Source organism: Streptomyces nanshensis (assembly GCF_001751255.1).
Lineage (GTDB): Bacteria > Actinomycetota > Actinomycetes > Streptomycetales > Streptomycetaceae > Streptomyces > Streptomyces nanshensis_A.
The window spans coordinates 1-3,019 of record NZ_LJGW01000613.1 but is presented as its reverse complement, the minus strand read 5'-3'; the positions used below and the strand labels follow the sequence as shown (position 1 = coordinate 3,019).

Sequence of the window (3,019 nt, the reverse complement as noted above, 5' to 3'; positions counted from 1 at the left end):
CGGCGCCGCCGGCGGCGCCGTCACGGTCGGCGCCCTCCGCGTAGTCCGCCGCGTCCACCCAGAGCAGATCCGGGTACGGACAGGGCCGCGCGGGCGGCCTTTCGCGGCGCGCGGGCGGTCGTTGACGTGCCATCGGGGCCTCCGGATGCGTTCACGGCGAGCCCGGGTACGGGGCCGGCCGCACCGCATGATCTCCCGCCGCCCAGGCCCGTCACACTTCCAGCTCCCGGCAGTCTTCGCCGCGGAAAACTGCCGGGATCGCCGCTTTGTCCCGCAGGGACCCGGCGGAGTCCTCCCGCGTCCGCCGGTGCACGGCCCCGGCCCTCCTGCGGTAGCAGTGTCATCACTCCGTCCGAGGGCGGCACGGGCCGCGGCCCCCGGTGGTACGGATGTGGCATGGAGCTACGCGTGATGACGTTCAACCTCCGCTTCGCCGACTACGATCCGGCCGCCCCGCACTCCTGGAGCCTGCGCCGCCCCGCCGTGGCCGCGCTGCTGCGCCAGGAGGCGCCCGACGTGATCGGCACCCAGGAGGGCCTGCACCGTCAACTGCGGGAGATCCACGAGGACATCCAGCAGCCGGACAAGCGCTACGACTGGATCGGCATGGGCCGGGACGGCGGCAGCCGCGGCGAGTTCATGGCCGTCTTCTACGACGCGGGACGTCTGGAGCCCGTCGAGTACGAGCACTTCTGGATCGCCCCGGACCCGCACGCCGTCGGGCAGAAGTGGCCCGGCGCCGGCTCACCCCGCATGGTCACGTGGCTGCGTCTGCGCGAGCGGTCCGAGGGACCGTCGGGCGCCCGGGAGTTCTACGTGCTCAACACCCACCTCGACAACGTCAGCACCAAGGCCCGGCTCGCGGGGGCCCGGCTGCTCGTGGAGCAGATGCGCGGCCCGCAGAGTCCGCTGCCGCCCTTCGAATCCGGGCTGCCGTGCCTGGTCACGGGCGACTTCAACGTGCCCGCGGTCTCCGCCGAGGGCGGTGTGTACGAGACGCTGCTGACCGGCGGCGGGCTGACCGACACCTTCGCCGCGGCCCCGGCGGAGCACCGCGGCGAGGACCACCACACCTGGCACGACTACGCGGGCATGGACGCGCGGGGCGGGCGCATCGACTGGATCCTCACCTCCGCCGGGTTCCGTACGCTCTCGGCCCGCATCAACACCGCGACGTACGAGGGCCGTTACCCCAGCGACCACTTCCCGGTGCAGGCGACGGTGGAGCTGGACGGCGCCTGACCTGGATCCGGCCCCGGGACCTGCCCTCCGGGAGCCGTCGTGGTCGTTCCGTCCTCACCACGGCTCCCGCTGGAGCGCGATCAGCGCGGCGTCGTCGCCGAGCCGCCCTCCGACGTGGGTGCGCACATCGTCCCTGAGCCGTTCGATCAGCGTCTGCGGTGCGGAGTCCGCCCAGCCGGAGATCCGGTCCGTCAGCGGATAGAAGCGCCCGGCGGCGTCCCGCGCCTCGGTGATGCCGTCGGTGTAGAGCACCAGGACGTCGCCCGCCGCCAGTTCGAAGGCGTCCACGTGGTAACCGGCCGGACCGGTCTTGCCCAGGCCCAGCGGAGGGGCGGGCTTGTGCGGCTCCAGCGCCGTGACCCGTCCACCGCGCAGCAGCAGCGGAGGCGGATGGCCGCAGACGATCAGGGACGCCGCGGCCCGCTCACCGTCCGGGATGTCGAGCAGGGACGCGGTGATGAAGATCTCCTGCGCCTGCTCCTCCGCCAGCGGGTCGCCGAGGTTCCAGCCGACGCTGTCGTCGAGGAGCGCCGCCGTCTCGGCCAGGTCCGTCTCCCGTCCGACGGCCGCGGTGGCGCGGAAGACGCCGAGGGCGAGGGCGGCGTCTCCAGCGGCGGAGATGCCCTTGCCGCGTACGTCGCCGATCATCAGCCGGGTGCTGTCGCGGGTGCGCGTGGCCCCGTACACGTCACCGCCGATCTGCGCGTCGGCGTCGGCGGAGAGATAGAGGGAGGCGACCCGCAGCGGCCCGATCTGCTGCGGCAGGGGGCGCAGCGTGAGCCGCTGCGCGGACTCCGACACATGCCGTACGCGGGAGAGTTCGCGGGAGCGGCGCTCCCGCAGGACGCAGTACCAGACCAGCGAGATGCCCACGACGACGAGCGCCGCGATCTGCGCCTCGTGGTTGGAGGAGAACAACTCCCTCTTGTCCCGCAGCACCGCGATGAGCGTCTGCGCCGCCACCGCCAGCACCGCCACGAACCCCGTGGCCCACGCCCCCGCGAAGGACGCCGTGATCGCGGGGGCCGCCACCAGCAGCGGACCGAGGTGGATGTGCGGGGGAGCCAGTACGTCGGCCACCACGATGACGACCAGCCAGGCCAGGGGGACGGCCAGCATCCAGGAGCTCTCGCGCAAGGACCGGCGGAGATCGGCGAACCGCAGCGACATACCTCTCTCTTTACCTCCGGCGGATGAGCTGCGCAGAACGGCGCACCCGGACGTACGTACGGCGCACCCGCGGCGCTCCCGGGCCGCGGACACCGGCGGACCGGCGCCCGTCGCCGGCAAATCGGCGCGGACGGGCGGGGTTTCGTCCGGCCGATCGCGGAGAACCGGGCGGGAGTGCTTCGGACAGCAGGCACACCCGCGGGAGAGCGCGACGCGCACCCGGACCGGCTGTCCGCCGCCGCTTCTTCCGCGAGCCCGCCCCCGGCCGGACGGCTGGACGGAAGAGAGGAGCCACTCATGCTCATGGCACACCCGGCACTGCTGGCCCGCACACTGACGCAGTACGAGACGCTCCGCGCGCTGCACGCCGAACGCGGTGGCGCGGCGGTCCAGCAGCGGATGGACGACGTGGCCTACACGCTGTGCCTCGCCACCGGCACCAACGACGTCGACGCCGCCGTCGTCGCGGCCCGTCTGCGGTTGCCCGGCGCGCGGACGCGCGACGACTCGCTGCTCGCGACGGGCTGAGGGCCCCGGCGGCGCCGCGCCCTCAACACCCCGCCCGTACCGGCCCGTTCGGCACCGGCGACCGGCCCGCCCGGGTCCG

At 73.7% G+C, this 3,019-nt stretch carries 3 protein-coding genes; 2 read left to right on the top strand and 1 reads right to left on the bottom strand.

Annotation, left to right across the window (positions count from 1 at the left end):
* The first annotated feature begins 411 nt into the window (after positions 1–411).
* Positions 412–1,242 carry an endonuclease/exonuclease/phosphatase family protein gene (locus AN218_RS30265; RefSeq protein ID WP_070020233.1) on the top strand — a complete coding sequence of 277 codons (831 nt, stop codon included), beginning with the start codon at positions 412–414 and terminating at the stop codon, positions 1,240–1,242.
* A 54-nt stretch (positions 1,243–1,296) separates the two neighbouring features.
* Here the strand turns inward: AN218_RS30265 and AN218_RS30260 are convergent, their stop codons facing one another.
* The gene (locus AN218_RS30260) at positions 1,297–2,412 is read right to left on the bottom strand and encodes a PP2C family protein-serine/threonine phosphatase (protein WP_070020232.1); all 1,116 of its coding nucleotides are present in this window, start codon (positions 2,410–2,412) and stop codon (positions 1,297–1,299) included.
* 297 nt (positions 2,413–2,709) lie between these two features.
* Between AN218_RS30260 and AN218_RS30255 the strand changes: the two genes are divergently transcribed.
* Complete coding sequence (locus AN218_RS30255; RefSeq protein ID WP_070020231.1) at positions 2,710–2,940, top strand: DUF5133 domain-containing protein; 231 nt, start codon at positions 2,710–2,712, stop codon at positions 2,938–2,940.
* Positions 2,941–3,019: the final 79 nt, after the last annotated feature.